The sequence below is a fragment of the Phaeobacter sp. JH20_34 genome, assembly GCF_048056095.1.
GTDB classification, from domain to species: domain Bacteria; phylum Pseudomonadota; class Alphaproteobacteria; order Rhodobacterales; family Rhodobacteraceae; genus Phaeobacter; species Phaeobacter bryozoorum.
Genome location: NZ_JAYMWT010000021.1, coordinates 333,112 through 349,540, shown reverse-complemented (window position 1 = coordinate 349,540; position 16,429 = coordinate 333,112). Strand labels below are relative to the sequence as shown.

The 16,429-nt window shown below is 62.6% G+C and carries 14 protein-coding genes and 2 tRNA genes; 6 read left to right on the top strand and 10 right to left on the bottom strand.

Going from position 1 to position 16,429, the window contains the following annotated elements:
* Positions 1-86: 86 nt before the first annotated feature.
* From VWZ81_RS16260 to VWZ81_RS16245, 4 genes are all read left to right on the top strand, one after another.
* On the top strand, positions 87-1,646 hold the full coding sequence (locus VWZ81_RS16260; protein WP_416534791.1) for a trimethylamine methyltransferase family protein: 1,560 nt from the start codon (positions 87-89) through the stop codon (positions 1,644-1,646).
* Positions 1,647-1,739: 93 nt separating this feature from the next.
* Complete coding sequence (locus VWZ81_RS16255; RefSeq protein WP_416543092.1) at positions 1,740-3,527, top strand: DUF4153 domain-containing protein; 1,788 nt, start codon at positions 1,740-1,742, stop codon at positions 3,525-3,527.
* A 94-nt stretch (positions 3,528-3,621) separates the two neighbouring features.
* Positions 3,622-4,209: a heme NO-binding domain-containing protein gene (locus VWZ81_RS16250; RefSeq protein ID WP_416534793.1), complete on the top strand. Its 588-nt coding sequence runs from the start codon at positions 3,622-3,624 to the stop codon at positions 4,207-4,209.
* Positions 4,209-5,219: a diguanylate cyclase domain-containing protein gene (locus VWZ81_RS16245; RefSeq protein ID WP_416534817.1), complete on the top strand. Its 1,011-nt coding sequence runs from the start codon at positions 4,209-4,211 to the stop codon at positions 5,217-5,219. The genes VWZ81_RS16250 and VWZ81_RS16245 overlap by 1 nt, the downstream gene beginning before the upstream one ends.
* Positions 5,220-5,511: 292 nt before the next feature.
* Here VWZ81_RS16245 and VWZ81_RS16240 read toward each other — a convergent pair.
* From VWZ81_RS16240 to VWZ81_RS16215, 6 genes are all read right to left on the bottom strand, one after another.
* Positions 5,512-5,586 (bottom strand) — tRNA-Glu (locus tag VWZ81_RS16240).
* A 272-nt stretch (positions 5,587-5,858) separates the two neighbouring features.
* Positions 5,859-5,933, bottom strand: a tRNA-Glu gene (locus VWZ81_RS16235).
* Positions 5,934-6,067: 134 nt separating this feature from the next.
* Positions 6,068-7,810 carry a single-stranded-DNA-specific exonuclease RecJ gene (recJ, locus tag VWZ81_RS16230; RefSeq protein ID WP_416543091.1) on the bottom strand — a complete coding sequence of 581 codons (1,743 nt, stop codon included), beginning with the start codon at positions 7,808-7,810 and terminating at the stop codon, positions 6,068-6,070.
* Between the two features lie 143 nt (positions 7,811-7,953).
* Positions 7,954-8,937, bottom strand: coding sequence for a class II fructose-bisphosphatase (glpX, locus tag VWZ81_RS16225; RefSeq protein ID WP_340544950.1), 984 nt, complete (start codon positions 8,935-8,937; stop codon positions 7,954-7,956).
* Positions 8,938-9,070: 133 nt separating this feature from the next.
* Positions 9,071-10,357, bottom strand: coding sequence for a homoserine dehydrogenase (locus VWZ81_RS16220; RefSeq protein ID WP_416543090.1), 1,287 nt, complete (start codon positions 10,355-10,357; stop codon positions 9,071-9,073).
* Between the two features lie 213 nt (positions 10,358-10,570).
* On the bottom strand, positions 10,571-10,900 hold the full coding sequence (locus tag VWZ81_RS16215) for a hypothetical protein (protein ID WP_340544954.1): 330 nt from the start codon (positions 10,898-10,900) through the stop codon (positions 10,571-10,573).
* A gap of 97 nt (positions 10,901-10,997) precedes the next feature.
* On the opposite strand from VWZ81_RS16215, the gene VWZ81_RS16210 reads away from it, so the two are divergent.
* Positions 10,998-11,615, top strand: a complete 618-nt coding sequence (locus VWZ81_RS16210) for a TetR/AcrR family transcriptional regulator (RefSeq protein WP_416543089.1) — start codon at positions 10,998-11,000, stop codon at positions 11,613-11,615.
* Between the two features lie 62 nt (positions 11,616-11,677).
* Here the strand turns inward: VWZ81_RS16210 and VWZ81_RS16205 are convergent, their stop codons facing one another.
* Positions 11,678-12,589, bottom strand: coding sequence for a pirin family protein (locus VWZ81_RS16205; protein WP_340544957.1), 912 nt, complete (start codon positions 12,587-12,589; stop codon positions 11,678-11,680).
* 236 nt (positions 12,590-12,825) lie between these two features.
* Between VWZ81_RS16205 and VWZ81_RS16200 the strand changes: the two genes are divergently transcribed.
* Positions 12,826-13,341, top strand: coding sequence for a hypothetical protein (locus VWZ81_RS16200; RefSeq protein ID WP_416543088.1), 516 nt, complete (start codon positions 12,826-12,828; stop codon positions 13,339-13,341).
* Between the two features lie 90 nt (positions 13,342-13,431).
* On the opposite strand, the gene VWZ81_RS16195 is transcribed toward VWZ81_RS16200, so the two are convergent.
* The 3 genes from VWZ81_RS16195 to VWZ81_RS16185 are packed head-to-tail and all read right to left on the bottom strand — an operon-like array spanning position 13,432 to position 16,274.
* On the bottom strand, positions 13,432-14,031 hold the full coding sequence (locus VWZ81_RS16195) for a TadE/TadG family type IV pilus assembly protein (RefSeq protein ID WP_340544960.1): 600 nt from the start codon (positions 14,029-14,031) through the stop codon (positions 13,432-13,434).
* 3 nt (positions 14,032-14,034) lie between these two features.
* Positions 14,035-14,595, bottom strand: a complete 561-nt coding sequence (locus VWZ81_RS16190) for a TadE/TadG family type IV pilus assembly protein (protein ID WP_416540471.1) — start codon at positions 14,593-14,595, stop codon at positions 14,035-14,037.
* Positions 14,592-16,274 carry a pilus assembly protein TadG-related protein gene (locus tag VWZ81_RS16185; RefSeq protein ID WP_340544962.1) on the bottom strand — a complete coding sequence of 561 codons (1,683 nt, stop codon included), beginning with the start codon at positions 16,272-16,274 and terminating at the stop codon, positions 14,592-14,594. Before VWZ81_RS16185 ends, VWZ81_RS16190 begins: the two co-directional genes overlap by 4 nt.
* Positions 16,275-16,429 lie beyond the last annotated feature (155 nt).

Genomic DNA, 16,429 nt, shown 5'->3' with positions numbered 1-16,429 from the left:
ACAGGGCCTGCTGAGAGACATGAGCCGGCGGTCGGGCGCATCTCAATGTGTCTGCTGCGGCTGGATGACAGCAGGGGAGGGCCGCCATGACATCCGAGACCAGATCCAGACGGCGCGGTGGTGGGCGCGCGGGGGCAGCTGCCCGGCGCGGCGATGCGGTGATCGAACAGATGCCCTGGTCGATTCCGCGCAACATCGACCGCCCGGTGGAACCGCTGGGGCCTGAGGGGGTTGCGGCGATCCATGATGGCGCGATGCGGATCCTGGAAGAGATCGGCATCGTGTTCCTCAACGATGAGGCGCTTGCGATCTTCAGGGAAGCGGGTTGCAAGGTGGTCGGCGACCGCGTGCATCTGGATCGTGAGTTCGTGATGGAGATGATCGCCAAGGCACCATCTGAGTTCACCATCACCCCGCGCAACCCGAACCATAGCCTGCCGGTGGGCGGCAATCACCTGCTGTTCGGCAATGTCTCCTCGCCACCGAACTACTGGGACATGTCGCTCAATGCGAAGGTGGCAGGCACCCGCGAGCAGTGCCAGAACCTGCTGAAGCTGACCCAGTATTTCAACTGCATTCATTTTGCCGGTGGCTACCCGGTGGAACCCGTGGATATCCATGCCTCGGTGCGGCATCTGGACGTGGTTTATGACAAGCTGACGCTGACCGACAAGGCGATGCACGCCTATTCGCTGGGCAAGGAGCGGGTCGAGGATGTGATGGAGATGGTGCGCATCGCCGCAGGGCTTACTCATGAGGAGTTCGAGGCCCGTCCGCATATGTATACCAACATCAACTCCACCTCGCCGCTGAAACATGATCAGCCGATGATCGACGGCTGTCTGCGGCTGGCGCGCCGTGGTCAGGCGATTGTCGTGACGCCCTTTACCCTGGCGGGGGCGATGGCGCCGGTGACCATGGCCGGTGCAGTTGCGCAATCCATCGCGGAGGCGCTGTCGGCCATTGCCCTGTTTCAATATGTGCGCCCGGGGACGCCCTGCGTGATCGGCACCTTTACCTCCAATGTGGATATGAAGTCCGGCGCCCCGGCCTTTGGCACGCCGGAATATATGCGCTCGACCCAGATGACCGGGCAGATGGCGCGCTACTATGGGCTGCCGATGCGATCCTCCGGTGTCTGCGCGGCGAATGTGCCTGATGGGCAGGCGATGTGGGAGACCTCCAATTCGCTCTGGGCGGCGGTGCAGTCCGGCACCAATATGGTCTATCACGCGGCGGGCTGGCTGGAAGGCGGGCTGATCGCCAGCCCCGAGAAATTCATCATGGATTGCGAAATTCTCCAGCAGATACAGCGCTATATGCAGCCTGAGATCATTGGGACCGGCCCTGAGGATATCGCGTTGGACGCCATTCGCGAGGTCGGGAACGACGGCCATTTCTTTGGCATCCAGCACACGCAGGACCGCTATAGCACCGCGTTTTACCAGCCCTATCTGAGCGACTGGCGCAATTACGAGGCCTGGGAGGCGGCCGGCGCCATCTGGACCCCGCAGCGCGCCCATAATCTGTTCAAGGAGATCATCGCCCGGTTTGAGGCTCCACCGCTGGATCCCGCTCTGCGCGAGGAGCTGGCGGAGTTTGTCGCGCGGCGAAAATCCGAGGGAGGTGCCCCCACGGACTTCTAATCCCGGTTGAGGGGAAGTTTCGCCTGTTCGGACCTCTGCCATTAATTGATGCGATTGTATAAATCAGGACGGTCTAACGAGAGAATCGCAACCATGACTGATCCGGATACCGCGACCTTGCTACGGGCCCGCTTGCCGATGGTGGCGTTGGGGGCTGGCAGCGGGTTTGCCTTCTGGCTGCTGGCGCGGTCCTGGGATCAGACGGTCCTGCCGGAGGCCGGGTTCCTGGCGGTATTTGCGTTTCTCTCCAGCTTTTGCGGTGCGGCGCTTGCGATGATTGGCCCGGTATCGCTGGCGCGGGCGCTGCGGGGGGCGCTGTGGATCGCGCTGCCGATCACGGGTCTGATGCTGCTGGCGGGAACGCGGTACGAGGTCGCAACAGGTCTCTTTGACAACGAAGTTCTGGTCCTGGTGGCCGTGGTGCTGGTGGCGATCGCCTGCCCCTTTGTTCTGTTGCGGATGTCGCATCCGGGGCGCTGGATGCGTTTTGCTGATCTGTCGTCGGCCAGCTGGGGGATGCTGTTCCGCCTGTCCTGTGGCGCCGGGTTTGTTCTGGTGTTCTGGATCCTGGGATTCCTGTCCCATGCGCTTCTTGATCTGGTGAACATCACCCTGCTGGAGGATATCGCCGAGATCGACTGGCTGGCGCTGATGCTGAGCGGCGCTGTCTTTGGGCTGGGGCTGGCGGTGGTGCAGGATCTGGGTGGCAGCGGTGCGCCTCAGCTGCTGTTCCGGCTGCTCAGCCTGCTGTTGATTCCGGTGGCGCTGGTGGTCGGCCTGTTCCTGGCCGCTATCCCTGTGCAGGGGTTGTCCAGCGCCTTTGGCCAGCTGTCGTCGGCGGGAACCCTGATGGCGATGGCTCTTGTGATGATGATGCTGGTCTGCGTGGCGCTGACCTGGCAACAGCACCCGAGCGGGGTCAACGGGGCTGCCGCGCGCCTGCTGGCGGGTGCGCTGATGCTGGTGACCGGGCTTGCCGTCTGGGCGGTGCTGATGCGCGTGCGGCAATATGGCTGGACCCCGGATCGGGTCTATGCGCTGTGGTTCGCGGCGGTCTTGCTGCTGCATGGGCTGGCCTATGCCGGCTGTGCCGTCTTTGGCGGGTCAGGGTGGCCCGGTCGGCTGCGCCGGGCGGCTGTTGGCCTTGCGCTGGTGACCGCGGCCGCCTTGGCCCTGATCCTGACACCGGTTGTGGATGCCGGGCGCATTGCCGCCAAGAGCCAGGTGGCGCGGGTGCTGGCGGGCGAGGCCGATGCGGCGGAATTGCCCCTGTGGCAGATGGCGCATCGGTGGGGGACGGCCGGGCGCGACGGGCTGGAGCAGCTGGCGGCCTATGCCGAGGCCTCGGGCAACACGGATCTGACGACCCGGCTGCAAGAGGCGCGCAGTGCCGCGACCTATTGGGAACTGGCGGCGGATGTGCAGGATGTCACCGATGATCTGCGCCGGGACCTGCTGGAGGTGATGCCGGTGCAGCCAGCCGGAGCGGCGCCGACCCCTGAGGATTTCAGGGGGCTGAGACGTTATCAGCTGGTCCGCTGGATCCGGGGCTGCAAACAGCTGTTGCCGGATGGCGCCGCCGGATGTGTGCTGGTTCGCGGGCCACTCGGGGTGAGTGCTGATGCGGCCGATGATCAGGCGCTGCTGTTGTTCAGAGAGGGCCGCAACGGTGCCCAGCTTGAGAGTCTGGCCCTGCGGTTTGGCCCGGATGGGGCCGAGATGCTGGGCAGCGTTCTGCTTGGAGAGGCGGCGCGGACAGAGCAGACCATAGCGCAGGTCGAGGCCCTGCTGGCGGCGGCGCAGGCGGGTCGTTTCGAAATCTCGCCCGCGCGGCAAAATACGTTGAAATTGGGCGATTTGGAGGTTCTGATAACCCCCTGATCGACGGTTGAGGGAAAACCGTAGCAATTTTAATTGTTGGCCCTTTATTAACCAGGCTGGGCCAAAAGTAGAGACATGTAGCAAGGGGCCAGTGATGCACGGTCTGATCAACAGGGCATTCCAGGCGTTTGTCAGCACCACCTTCGGAACGGAGAGCTGGCAGGCGATTATGGATTCGGCAGAGCTCGGCTTCAGCGAGTTCGAAGCCATGCTCACCTACACGGATGAACAATCCCAGACCATGCTGCGCACCGCCGAAGAGCTACTGAGGCGTCCGCTGCCTGAAATGCTTGAGGATATGGGCACGTTTCTGGTGTCGAACCCGCAGCTGGAATCGCTGCGCAGATTGCTGCGGTTTGGCGGGGTTAACTATGTGGAATTCCTGCATTCTCTGGACGATCTGCCGGATCGTGCGCGGCTTGCGGTATCTGATCTGAACCTGCCCGGACTGGAACTGATCGAACAGGCACCGGGGCAATTCGAACTGCATTGCCAGCCGGGTCTGCCGGGCTATGCCCATGTTTTGATGGGCGTGCTTCGGGCGATGGCGGATGACTACGGCGATCTGGTCTTCCTTGACCACTCCGGCACGCAGGACAATGCCGAGGTGATATCGATCACATTGGTCGAAACCGAATTTGCCGAAGGCCGGGCCTTCGATCTTGGGGCCCATTCGCTATGATGCTGAGCATGCAGGAAATCTCCTCCATCGCCAATGAAATCTGCCCGATGCATGTGGTCATTAACCATGACGGTCGGATTACCGGGGTCGGACCGACGCTGCGAAAGCTGCGCCCGGATACGGAATGGCTGGGCAGCAGGTTCTTTCGGATCTTTGATCTGGCGCGGCCGCGCCGGGTGCGCTCGACCGAGGATCTGATGAAGACGGCGGGGGCCAAACTGCACCTGAATTTCCGCGATGCGCCGCAGACCGGCCTGAAGGGGGTTCTGGCACCGTTTCCAGAGGGGAAGGGTGGGTTCATCAACCTGTCTTTTGGTATTTCCGTGCTTGAGGCCGTGCGTGATTATGACCTGACCAGCGCCGATTTCTCCCCCACCGATCTGACCATCGAGATGCTCTATCTGGTTGAAGCCAAATCGGCCGCGATGGAGGCGTCACGCCAGCTGAACCTGCGCCTGCAGGGGGCAAAAATCGCCGCCGAGGAACAGGCCTTCACTGATACGCTGACCGGGGTGAAGAACCGCCGCGCGATGGATCATATCCTCAACCGGCTGATCGCCTCGGGCCGGGATTTCTCGTTGATGCATGTGGATCTGGATTTCTTCAAAGAGGTCAACGACACGCTTGGTCACGCCGCCGGCGATACCGTGCTACAGCGGGTGGCAAAGCTTATGGTGCAATGTACCCGCCAGAACGACACCGTTGCCCGGGTCGGCGGGGATGAGTTTGTTCTGATCTTCGAGGGGCTTATTGACCGGATCCAATTATCGGGCATCGCGCGCCGTCTGATCGCCAGCATTGAAGAGCCGATCCCTTTTGGCGACAAGACCTGCAAGATCTCGGCAAGCGCAGGCACCGCGCTTTCTACGATGTTTTCTGCCGGGCTGGATGCCGCGACGCTGCTCAATCAGGCCGATGTGGCGCTCTATGCGGCGAAAAACGCCGGGCGCGCGCGCCATTTCTTTTACCAGCCGGGTATGGAAGACAAAGACACCGTCAAGCCGATTTAAGCGGCTGTTCCGCGGCGGCGCGACCTGCGCGCGGCCTTCAGGCGTCTGATGCTCCCTGTGGCCTGATTTCGCGACCGGCGAGTTGGACCTGTCTTGTCGGCAGACGTCGCTGGAGGCGCATCGGAGGCAGTTTTTCAGATGGATTTGCCAGATCACCCGTTGCGCAGGGGCTCAGCATCTGCGGGGAAAACGGGTGATATATTCGAGACCCGGATACCCTTTGAACCCACCAACAGGACCAGTTGGGTCTCAAGCGCGTAGGCATCTCTAAGCAAAATCTGGGGAGATACAGTGGCAGCCCGTAGGGGAATCGAACCCCTCTTTCCAGGTTGAAAACCTGGCGTCCTAACCGATAGACGAACGGGCCACTTGGTCTGTGAGGGGGTGTTTACTGAGTACGCTGCCCCGGTGCAAGAGGGATTTTCACAAGAAGACCAGTTTTTTTCCAAATCGCAAAAATCTCTGCAAGCTTCTGAAAAACCTCAGAATATAATCAGAGCTTTTCGGATTTATTCGAACGGGCCGTTTGCCGGTGTTGCAAGGGAACATGACGGCGGGAGACCCGCAGGCAGGCCACGCAGACGCGCAAAAGGCAACAGGGGCGTCAAGATCAGCAAGGATATGCAAGGGGAGGAAAAGTGGCAGCCCGTAGGGGAATCGAACCCCTCTTTCCAGGTTGAAAACCTGGCGTCCTAACCGATAGACGAACGGGCCACTTGGTGTGAGCGGGTATTTAGTGGCTCAGGCCGGAAGCCGCAAGCCAAAAAACACCGGCATCGCGATTTATTTTGTCCCCGCCAAAAGCTGGAGATTGTTGTGCTCTCCCTGGCTCTGCTGGCGGCGCGCGGTCAGGCCTCTGCCGCATCCTCCAGTCGCAGCTGCACCGACTGTCGGCCGCCCCAGGTGTTGATTTCAAGGCGCCCGGCAAAATGGAACCGCGCGCCGCCGTGGTCCAGCAGGCGCTGTCCCAATGGGGTGTCAAAGGCACCAAAGCAGATGGCGTCAATCCCGCTGCTCAGCCCGTCGCTGAGCGAGAGTTTCAGATGGCTTTCACCAACCCGTTTGGCAAAGCGTACCTGCAGATCGGGGAACCCGTAGCGCGGGGCCGGTGCGCCCGCGCCGAAGGGGCCCGCCTGTTCAATCTGTTCGATCAGCGATACCGTGGCGGCGCCCGGCATCAGCATTCCGTCGAGCTTCAGGTCGCTGGGCCCCAGATCACCGGCACCTTGCTTCGCCAGCAGCTCGCTCAGCCGTGCCATCGCGGGCTCCAGCTGGTCGCGCGCGACAGTCAGACCAGCGGCCATCTTGTGACCGCCGCCCTTGATCAGCAGCCCTTCGGCGGCGACCCGCTGGATCGCGGCGCCAAGGTCGATGCCGCTGACAGAGCGGCCCGACCCCTTGCCCTCGTCGCCGTCAAGGCCGATGACAATGGCGGGGCGACCTGCGGCTTCCTTCAGGCGCGAGGCGACAATGCCGACAACGCCCGGATGCCAGCCCTCGCCTGCGGCCCAGACCAGCGGTGCATCCAGTCCGCGCGCCTCCGCCTGTTCCAGCGCCGCGGCGCGAACGGCGTTTTCAATATCACGACGCTCGGTGTTCAGCTCATCCAGCCGGGCCGCGATTGCCTCGGCCTCGGCAGGATTCGTGGTCGCCAGCAGGCGCGCGCCCAGATCGGCCTTGCCGATGCGGCCACCTGCATTGACCCGAGGCCCAAGCAGGAAGCCGAGGTGATAGGTCGAAGGGGCCGAATCCATCCGCGAGACATCGGCCAGCGCCACCAGGCCGGGGCGCTGGCGGGCGGCCATCACCTTCAGCCCCTGACGGACCAGCGCCCGGTTGGCTTCGATCAGCGGCGCCACGTCCGCAACGGTGGCCAGCGCCACCAGATCCAGCAGCGCCATCAGGTCCGGCCCGGTGCCAAGTCCCTTGTCGCGCATCTGGCGGCGCAGCTCGACCAGCATCAGGAACACCACACCCGCGGCGCAGAAATAGCCCAGATCGCCGTCCTCATCCTGACGGTTGGGGTTCACCACCGCCACGCAGTCGGGAAGGGTTTCACCGCCCAGATGGTGGTCCAGAACCACCACATCGGCGCCTTTGGCGGCGGCAATCGGGCCATGAGACAGCGTGCCGCAATCGACGCAGACGATCAGATCGTGATCCCGCGCCAGGGCGGCCATCGCCTCGTCATTGGGGCCATAGCCTTCGTCGATGCGGTCCGGGACATAGAGCGAGGCGCTCAGGCCGACCTGGTTCAGCCAGACCAGAAGCAGTGCGGCAGAAGACCCGCCATCCACATCATAATCGGCAAAGACCGCAATCCGCTCGCGCCGCTCCACCGCCTGCAGAAACCGGGCGGCGGCCTTTTCCATATCCTTCATCCGGCGCGGGTCCGGGAGCAGCTCCTTCAGCTGCGGGGTCAGAAAGCCGCTGGCCTCATGCGCCGGGACGCCGCGCCGGGCCAGCACCTGACAGACGGCCGGGGGCAGGGTGGTCTGCTGTTCCATCATCTCGGCGGCGCGGGCGGTGTCCACGTCGGGACCGATCCAGCGACGACCGGTGAGCGAGGTCTCAACTCCCAGAAAGCTCATATCTGCGCCCCTTTCCTGCGTGCCCGCCCCTAGTCCGATACCGGGGCTGACCAAGGCAAAGGCCGGATCTGCGCGGACCCGGCCTTTCACCTTTCTTCAAATACTCAAATCCCGACCGGTGCTGCAAGCCGCACGGTCAGAGCTTACTGATGCGCGCTCAGCGGAGTGCGATAGCTCATCCGGCGGACCGAGCCTGTCTTGGATCGCATCAGCAAGGTGGTGGTCTCAACCCAGCCCGGCTGGCGCTTGATCGACGGCAGCAGCGAACCGCCGGTGACGCCGGTCGCGGCAAAGATCACATCGCTGGTCACCATTTCATCACGGCTGTAGACCCGGTCCAGATCGGTGATGCCAGCCTTGGCGGCGCGGGCTTTCTCATCGTCGTTGCGGAACAGAAGACGGCCAAAGATCTGCCCGCCCATACATTTCAGCGCAGCGGCGGCCAGCACGCCCTCAGGTGCGCCACCCTGGCCCATATACATGTCGATGCCGGTGATCTCGCTTTCGGCGCAATGCATGACGCCCGCAACGTCGCCATCGGTGATCAGGCGGATCGAGGCCCCGGTTTCGCGGACCTCGGCGATCATGGCCTCATGACGCGGCCGTTCCAGAATGCAGACGGTGATGTCACCGGGCGCGCAGTTCTTGGCCTTGGCGAGGGCTTCGACCCGTTCACGCGGGCTCATGTCGAGGGAGACGACATTCTCGGGCAGGCCCGGGCCGACAGCCAGCTTGTCCATATAGGTGTCCGGTGCGTGTAGCATGGAGCCGCGCGGTCCCATGGCAATGACGGTCAGCGCATTGGGCATGTCCTTGGCGGTCAGCGTGGTGCCTTCCAGCGGGTCCAGAGCGATATCGACGCCGGGGCCATTGCCGGTGCCGACTTCCTCGCCGATATAAAGCATCGGCGCCTCGTCACGCTCGCCTTCGCCGATGACCACGACACCTGCGATGTCCAGCAGGTTCAGCTGCTCGCGCATGGCGTTGACGGCGGCCTGATCGGCGGCTTTCTCATCGCCGCGGCCGATCAGCGGTGCCGAGGCCAGAGCGGCCTGTTCGGCCACACGGGCCAGGCCGAGCGACAGCAGGCGGTCGTTGAATGCGGCGTCGTTGGTGTCAGAAGTCATAGCCAATGTCCTATCTCAATCCCGGGTCGGTGCCGTCGCATACCCTGCATCTGGCAGCGCGGGCAAGGGCAGTTGGCGGTAACGGCGCGCTGCAATCGGCGCCGCTGCCGGTGTTTTTCTGCGTTTGGGCCTGTCAGACCTCTTCAATCCGCAGGGCAACGGGTTCGCTTGCCACCACATCGGTCTTGGCGAGGTCTTCCAGCGCGGTCTGCAGGTTGCTGGAGGTGCATTTGTGGGTGACGATCAGCACAGGAGCGGTCGGTTCGGTATGGCCGTATTGGCGCATCCGGTCGATCGAGATGCCGGCATTGCCGAGGGCCGCCGCCACCTTGGCCAGCGCGCCGGGTTTGTCCAGCAGCGCCAGGCGCAGGTAATGCGGTGCGGCCAGGCTGGTGCGGGCGGCGGGGGCATCCTCCAGCGAGGTGGCAGGCTGACCAAAGGTGGCCAGACGAGTGCCACGGGCCAGATCGCAGATATCGCCCAGGACCGCGCTGGCGGTTGGGCCCTCGCCGGCGCCGGGGCCGCGCAGAACGATCTGTTCAACTGCGTCACCTTCGATCACGACCATATTGGTGCCGCCTTCCAGCTGGCCAAGCGGTGAATCCGCCGGCACCAGACAGGGGGTCATGCGCTGTTCCAATCCACGCCCGGTGCGCTGTGCAACGCCGAGAAGCTTGATGCGGTAGCCCATGTCGGCGGCGTGGCGGATATCATCCAGGCTGATGCGCTGGATGCCTTCCAGCTGCACGTCGTCGAAGGCGGGCTTGGTGCCAAAGGCGATGGCCGAAAGGATCGCAAGCTTGTGCCCGGCATCAATGCCGCCCACATCAAGGTTCGGATCGGCCTCAAGGTAGCCCAGGCGGCCGCATTCCTCGAACAGGGCATTGTAGCCCTGACCGGTGGCTTCCATCTGGGTCAGGATGTAGTTGCAGGTGCCGTTCATCACGCCCATGACGCGGGTGATCTGATTACCGGCCAGACCTTCGGTCAGGGATTTGATCACCGGAATGCCGCCGGCCACAGCGGCCTCGAAACGGATCACGCGGCCTGCGGCCTCGGCCTGTTCGGCCAAAGCCTGACCGTGGATCGCCAGGAGCGCCTTATTGGCGGTGACCACATCCTTGCCCGCCGCCAGCGCGGCCTCGGTGGCGGCTTTTGCGGCGCCTTCATGGCCGCCCATCAGCTCGACAAAGACATCCACATCGTCGCGGGTTGCCAGCGCCACGGGATCGGTTTCCCAGGCGTAGTCGCCGAGCGGGACGCCGCGATCCTTGCTTGCGTCGCGCGCCGAAACCGCGGTGATCTCGATGCGGCGTCCGGTGCGGGCCTCCAGCATGGCCGCCTGCCGACGGACGATCTTGACCACGCCGGTGCCAACCGTGCCCAAACCTGCGATACCAAGGCGAAGCGGCTCTGTCATAGCTGGGGATCCTTTAATTCCGAAAGACGTCTCCCCGCCTTAGCGGGTTCGGCGCAGCGGTGCAACGGCAGCGGCGGCTCCGGGCGGACAATTCCGAAGAGCGGGTTTTGGCGGCAGCAATGCAGCCGCATGAGACGGAACAGCAGGGGCTGGGACCAGCGCGCAGGATCCACGCGCAGGGGGATCTCGACCGGCGCCCAAGGCAGGTGTCGCTTAGGGCTGGGCTGCGCGCAGCGCATCGGCGCGGGCCTGAAGGCGGGCAGCGCGCGCCTCCAGCGTCTGCTCGAGCGCTTTGCTCTCCTCGGCGGGGGGCGTCTCGGGGGTCAAGGCCTGCTCCAGCGGAACAAGGGCCGGATAATCGGCACCGCGCAGGTCTGGGGTCAGCCGGTCTTCCAGCTCCGGCACCCGCGCGCAGCCGCAGAGCAGCACGGCCGCGGTCAGCAAGGTCAGGCGCATGGTGGTCCCGTGGCTGATCCATGCCGCCCGCTCGTTATCAGTTGCGGGCATCTGCGGCCGGTTCTCGGGCTCTGCGGTCAACTGCATCAAAACCATCCTTGTTCGCTGTTCCCTTGATGCACATATTGGTGAAAAGGCACAAGCGGGGCTTTTATCTGAACATCTGTTCAGATATTGTTGAGGCATGGCACGTACCCAAGGTTCACATTCCGATATCACAGGCCCACGCATCCGTGCCGCCGCCCTGCAGCTGTTTGCCCAGCATGGGTATGCGGCTGTTTCAATGCGCCAGATCGCATCAGAAGTCGGGGTGCAGGCGGGGGCGCTCTATAACTATACACCAGACAAGCAGAGCCTGCTGTTCAGCCTGATGGAAGGTCACATGACCGAGCTGTTGCAGGCCTGGCAGGATCAGCGCAGCCCCGATCAGGCGGTTACAACCGGCAGTGCCGAGGACCATGTGGTGGCGCGGCTTGAGGCCTTTACCCGGTTTCACATTCGCTTTCACCTGGAACGGCCCGATGCGGTGTTCATCGCCTATATGGAGCTGAGAAACCTGTCAGAGGACAATTTCGCTGCCATCGAATCCCTGCGCCGCGAATATGAAAATACGCTGGAGACCATCCTGAAGGATGGCGTGCGGCTGGGGGTGTTTCACATCCCCGATACCAAGATCGCGACGCTGGCGGTGATTGCGATGCTGAACGGTGTGATGACCTGGTATCGCAGCGGTGGACGTCTGTCGCTGGATGAGGTCGAGGCGATTTACTGGGATATGGTGCAGAAATCCGTGCGCGGCTGACAGCCCGACAGCGGGTGCGGCGCTGTTGGCGCCGCACCCGCCGGGGCGGTGATGTTTGAGGTCTAATGCGCCGGACGGATAAAGCTGCCGTTGCGCAGATCCCTGAAGGCCTGCCGCAGCTCTTCCTGGGTGTTCATCACGATCGGGCCGTGCCAGGCCACGGGTTCCTCGATCGGCGCGCCTGAGATCAGCAGGAAGCGTAGGCCATCGGGGCCTGCCTGCACGGTAATTTCCTCGCCGCTGCCAAAACGCACCAATGTGCGATCCCCGGACATGTCGCGGATATGCAGCTCTTCGCCTGCGACCTCTTTTTCCAGCAGGACCCCCTGTGGCGGGGCGGCATCGACAAAAGCGCCCTGACCGGCAAAGACATAGGCAAAGGCCCGTCGATAGGTGTCGATGGAGAAGGTCTTTTTCACGCCGGGCGGCACCGAGACATCCAGATACTGCGGGTCGGCGGCAATTCCGTCCACCGGGCCGCGCTTGCCCCAGAACTCGCCCACGATGACCTTTACGCGGGTGCCGTCATCGTCGATGACCTCGGGAATGTCCTTGGCGGTGATGTCCTGATAGCGCGGCGCCGTCATCTTCTGGCTGGCGGGAAGATTGCCCCAGAGCTGGAAGCCGTGCATCTGACCCTTTGCGTTGCCCTTTGGCATTTCCTGATGCAGGATGCCTGACCCTGCGGTCATCCACTGCACGTCACCTGCGCCCAGGACACCGTTGTTGCCGAGTGAGTCGCCATGCTGAACGGTGCCGTCCAGAACATAGGTGATGGTCTCGATCCCGCGGTGCGGATGCCAGGGAAACCCCGCTTCGAAATCCGCAGGGTGGTCATTGCGGAAGTCGTCAAACAGCAGGAACGGGTCCAGTTCACTGGGGTCGTGGAAGCCGAAAGCGCGATGCAGTTTGACGCCTGCGCCCTCCAGCGCCGGAGTGGCGGGGCGGGTCTCTAGGATAGGGCGGATCGACATGGCGGGTCTCCGGTTGCTGATTGCTCCGTCATAAATAGGCCTGTGCGAGTGTGTCGAAAAGCCCTTCCGGTTAACGGCTGATGTGCGGGAGCGCACAGCCGCAGTCGGTACGGCCCCTGGTGCAGCGGTGCCGCGACAACAGGGGGGCTATGCGGTCAGACGCAATCAGGGTACATCCGCCCGGACCGACCCCATGATGCAGGCGGGGTGCGACGAACAGGCTGAGGGAGCAGGTGATGGGCGAGATGACTGGATCGGGCGAGATGAGCGATGAGATTTTGGCAACCGTCAATGCCTCGGCGCCGCGACGGCTGCTGGCGACAATGATGCTGGTCGTGGTGGGGGCGCTGGTGATCTATGTTGCACTGGCCACGCCGCCTGCCGCGCATTGGCTGGTGTTCCTGCTGGCCATCGGCGGTTTCTGCCTGTGGCTGGCGATGCGTCTATGGCAGGCGACAGCGTTGCGGATCGAGCTGACAGAACAGGTGCTGCGTAGCTCTGACGGGGCAGTGATCGCCGAGGTCGCAGATGTCGTCGCGGTGGACCGCGGCGTATTTGCGTTCAAGCCGTCAAACGGGTTTCTGATCCGCACCGCCTCAAAGGGCGACCGCAGCTGGCGGCCCGGGCTTTGGTGGCGGTTGGGACATCGCATTGGCATTGGGGGTGTGACGCCGGGGGCGCAGAGCAAATCCATGGCCGAGATCCTCGCCATCATGATTGCACGGCGTGAGGCGGGACAACCACAGGTCTGAGACCGAATTTGTTCGACGAACATAGTAAGGCGCCACCGTTACCGGAGGCGCCTTTGTTGTTCGATCCACTCTTGGGTGGTCCGTAGGGTGTCAGTCTGTTGGCGGTGTGCTGTCGTCATGGCCGCCGCCGCTGCCATCCTGACCTTCGAATTTTACCTGTGGTGCAAAGCGGGGTCTGGTGAAAACGAAGTTCTCGATGTCCATGGCTGGCAGGCCGATGTTGAACGCAGGATCGATGTCGTTGCGGGTTTCCACCAGAATGACCCGCTCCTGATCGGGCATGTTTGGCAGGTTGGCTTTTACCTGCTGGATCGTGGCGTCCTGCCATTCGGCGAACTGTCCGCCGCGCACCTTGGACCAGTCAACGTAGTAGCGGTTGTCCGTCTCGTCCCAGCGGATCACCGAAATCCGCAGGGAGATCGACGAATCCACGCGGATCAGCAGCTTGGCCAGCTCGTGCATACTGTCGATATAGTCCTCGTTGAGCGTGGAGGTCTCCCGCGAGATGAGGTCCGAGATCGTATAGGCGGCCTTGAGGTTCACACCTTCCTGCCGGAAAGCATCGAAATAGGTGTAGATCGCCGCAAAGACACCGAGCAGCAGCGGCATGTAAAAGGCGAATTCCACCGAGACGGAACCGTCGGTCTCTCGCTTGTAGCGGCGAAACAGGGCGCGGATATTGGTCAACATGGCTTACCGAGGCTCCTGAACAAAGGCGGAGGTCGCATAGAGGCGGATCCGGCCGTCGGCGTCATTGTCCATGTCATCGGCAAGGCCCCAGTGGGGAAAGACCGGTTTGAACGCCATGCAGGCGCGGATGAACATCAGCTCGTTTGACGCCCCTGTCACGAAGGTTCGGACCGGCTGCACGTCCTCGACCCGGTTGATGCAATCGGGCTCGGGATCGACGGGCATCCAGGCGTAGGGGTCGACCTGGACCATTTCCAGCCTGAGCGATGTGCCGCAGTCGCGGATAAACCCGGACCGGCTACAGACTTCATCGCGGATTTCATTGTGCTGTTTGGGCACGCCGGTCGACAGGCGCAGACCGCGGACGGTCTGATCCAGCGCCCGCTCCAGCATCGACTGCTGGATGGTGATCATGCCCAGTTCCACCGTATTCATCAGCAGGAACAGAAAGGCCGGGATCACGATGGCAAATTCAACCGTGGCATTGCCGTCTTCGCGATCGCGAAACAGGCGCAGCGCCCGGCGCAGCCGATGGAGGCCCTTATGCGGGAGGTGACAGGTCATTGGGTCAGCCTCAGCTGGCGGATCGACGTGGCGATCGAGGCAAAAGCGTCGTTGATCTCCAGCCCGTTGACGTCAAAGTGATGGGCATCCGAGCTGGCACAGTCCTTCAGCACCGCAGTGCCGCCGCTGGGCGCTTCAAAGCCGATGGTATAGACCACGATGCCCTGATTCTTGGCAGCGGTGCAGATGGCGCTGGTGCGGGCGTTTTTGACGCTGGTGTTCCAGTAGTCATAGACACCGTAGTACCAGACGCTGCGCGCCGAGGACTGCCCCATCCAGTCGCCATAGAGGTTGGAATAGAGATACTTCAGCGACGTGTCGGCAAAGAGATCCGCGTAGCTCAGCCGTTGCACATTGGCAGGCTCGCCCTGTTCGTCCTGCCACCAGCAGCTATAGCTGTCGCATTTGCGGTAGCTGCCCTGACCATAGGCGTGGTCTTCCCAGCGGTTGAGGCGATCCCACCAGTATTTGTCGCGCTGCGGGTCATAGAGCGAATAGCGCGGATTGGATCCGGTCGCCGCCGAATTGTACCAGACGTCGGATGGCCCCTCGCGGTGATCCTGCTCCACATAATACTGCGCAGTGTTCTGACCGTCGGTCATCAGGACGATGACCTTGACGGTTTCACTGTCGTTGAAATTCGCAGGCCGGTTGGCAAAGGTTGCCGGAACCATAGAAGCGCCCCCCGAGGCCAGCGCGCTGATGGCCGGGCGGGCGGAGGGATCGAGCAGGGCGGTCCCCCATTTCATACCGACGTCAATCGACGTATTGCCTCTTGCGTAGAGGTTGTCGATGAAGGTTTTCAGTGTGTTTGCATCTTTCTGGAGCGGCAGCGTCTCGCGGTCTGCGCGATCTTCGCAGACGGGGCTTGCGACGAGGTCCGAGCTGCGACGGTAATCACCGCTGGACCATGGGCTGAAGTGCATTGTGCGCTGCAGCTCGATCCCGGTCGACAGGGCGGTGCTCTGGAAATGGGCGCCGGTGAAATTCACACAGTTGGAGTATTCGTGTTCATCGGTCGTTGTGTATTGGTCCATCAAATCCGCCGGGAGGCTGACCTGAGTGGCGTAGGGGATGATCGAGATCGACATCTTGTTGTCGATGGTATTGGCGACCATCGTGTCGATGAAGTCTTTGGCTGCAACCTTGAGGTTGGTCAGGCGGCTGTTGGAGTTCATCGAGCCGGAGACATCCAGCACCAGTGAAATCTCCAGCCCGTCAATGCTCTCTTCTGCGCGCGAGGTCGCGTAGAGAGGCATGTCCTGACCGCTGGAGAATTTCAGCATATGGGTTTCAAATGTGGTGTCGATGGTGCTCTGCACCTTTTTGAAACCGATCCCGGTTTCGGCCACCGGTGGGGTGTAATATTTGTTCAGCCCGGCCTTGTTGAGATAATCCTGAACAACCACTGCAGGCGGCAGTGGCTGATCGAGGTCAGCTGCTGCCAGAACCGCACGGTCGAGCGTATATTGCAGGATGGTCCGGTCGCGCTCCATGCGCATCAGATCGACGCCGATCCCGCCGACGGCCAGCATCGACAGCAGAAATCCCACCATGGGTTTCAGCAGCACGCCCGATTCATCCGCGCGGAACGCCCGCAGCCGCGCATCGCCACGGACACAGGCGGTCAGGCAGGCCTTGCGGGCCGCGATGGATATCTTGTCAAAACGCGTAGTCATAAGTCGAACCCCCAGCCGCTTAACCCCCCGGCACAGCGCCATCAGAAATGGAATTTCACACTTATTAATGCTTTATGAAGGTGGCGGAATTGGGGCGTATACCGGACCAAATCGCGCGAATTGTCGTCAATTCCAGGCTCAATGAGGTCTCGGGG

Bases quoted from the DNA above. Each gene is read 5' to 3' on its own strand.
- VWZ81_RS16260 (WP_416534791.1), top strand. From the start codon at position 87: ATGACATCCGAGACCAGATCCAGACGGCGCGGTGGTGGGCGCGCGGGG.
- VWZ81_RS16255 (WP_416543092.1), top strand. From the start codon at position 1,740: ATGACTGATCCGGATACCGCGACCTTGCTACGGGCCCGCTTGCCGATG.
- VWZ81_RS16250 (WP_416534793.1), top strand. From the start codon at position 3,622: ATGCACGGTCTGATCAACAGGGCATTCCAGGCGTTTGTCAGCACCACC.
- VWZ81_RS16245 (WP_416534817.1), top strand. From the start codon at position 4,209: ATGCTGAGCATGCAGGAAATCTCCTCCATCGCCAATGAAATCTGCCCG.
- recJ (WP_416543091.1), bottom strand. From the start codon at position 7,810: ATGAGCTTTCTGGGAGTTGAGACCTCGCTCACCGGTCGTCGCTGGATC.
- glpX (WP_340544950.1), bottom strand. From the start codon at position 8,937: ATGACTTCTGACACCAACGACGCCGCATTCAACGACCGCCTGCTGTCG.
- VWZ81_RS16220 (WP_416543090.1), bottom strand. From the start codon at position 10,357: ATGACAGAGCCGCTTCGCCTTGGTATCGCAGGTTTGGGCACGGTTGGC.
- VWZ81_RS16215 (WP_340544954.1), bottom strand. From the start codon at position 10,900: ATGCAGTTGACCGCAGAGCCCGAGAACCGGCCGCAGATGCCCGCAACT.
- VWZ81_RS16210 (WP_416543089.1), top strand. From the start codon at position 10,998: ATGGCACGTACCCAAGGTTCACATTCCGATATCACAGGCCCACGCATC.
- VWZ81_RS16205 (WP_340544957.1), bottom strand. From the start codon at position 12,589: ATGTCGATCCGCCCTATCCTAGAGACCCGCCCCGCCACTCCGGCGCTG.
- VWZ81_RS16200 (WP_416543088.1), top strand. From the start codon at position 12,826: ATGGGCGAGATGACTGGATCGGGCGAGATGAGCGATGAGATTTTGGCA.
- VWZ81_RS16195 (WP_340544960.1), bottom strand. From the start codon at position 14,031: ATGTTGACCAATATCCGCGCCCTGTTTCGCCGCTACAAGCGAGAGACC.
- VWZ81_RS16190 (WP_416540471.1), bottom strand. From the start codon at position 14,595: ATGACCTGTCACCTCCCGCATAAGGGCCTCCATCGGCTGCGCCGGGCG.
- VWZ81_RS16185 (WP_340544962.1), bottom strand. From the start codon at position 16,274: ATGACTACGCGTTTTGACAAGATATCCATCGCGGCCCGCAAGGCCTGC.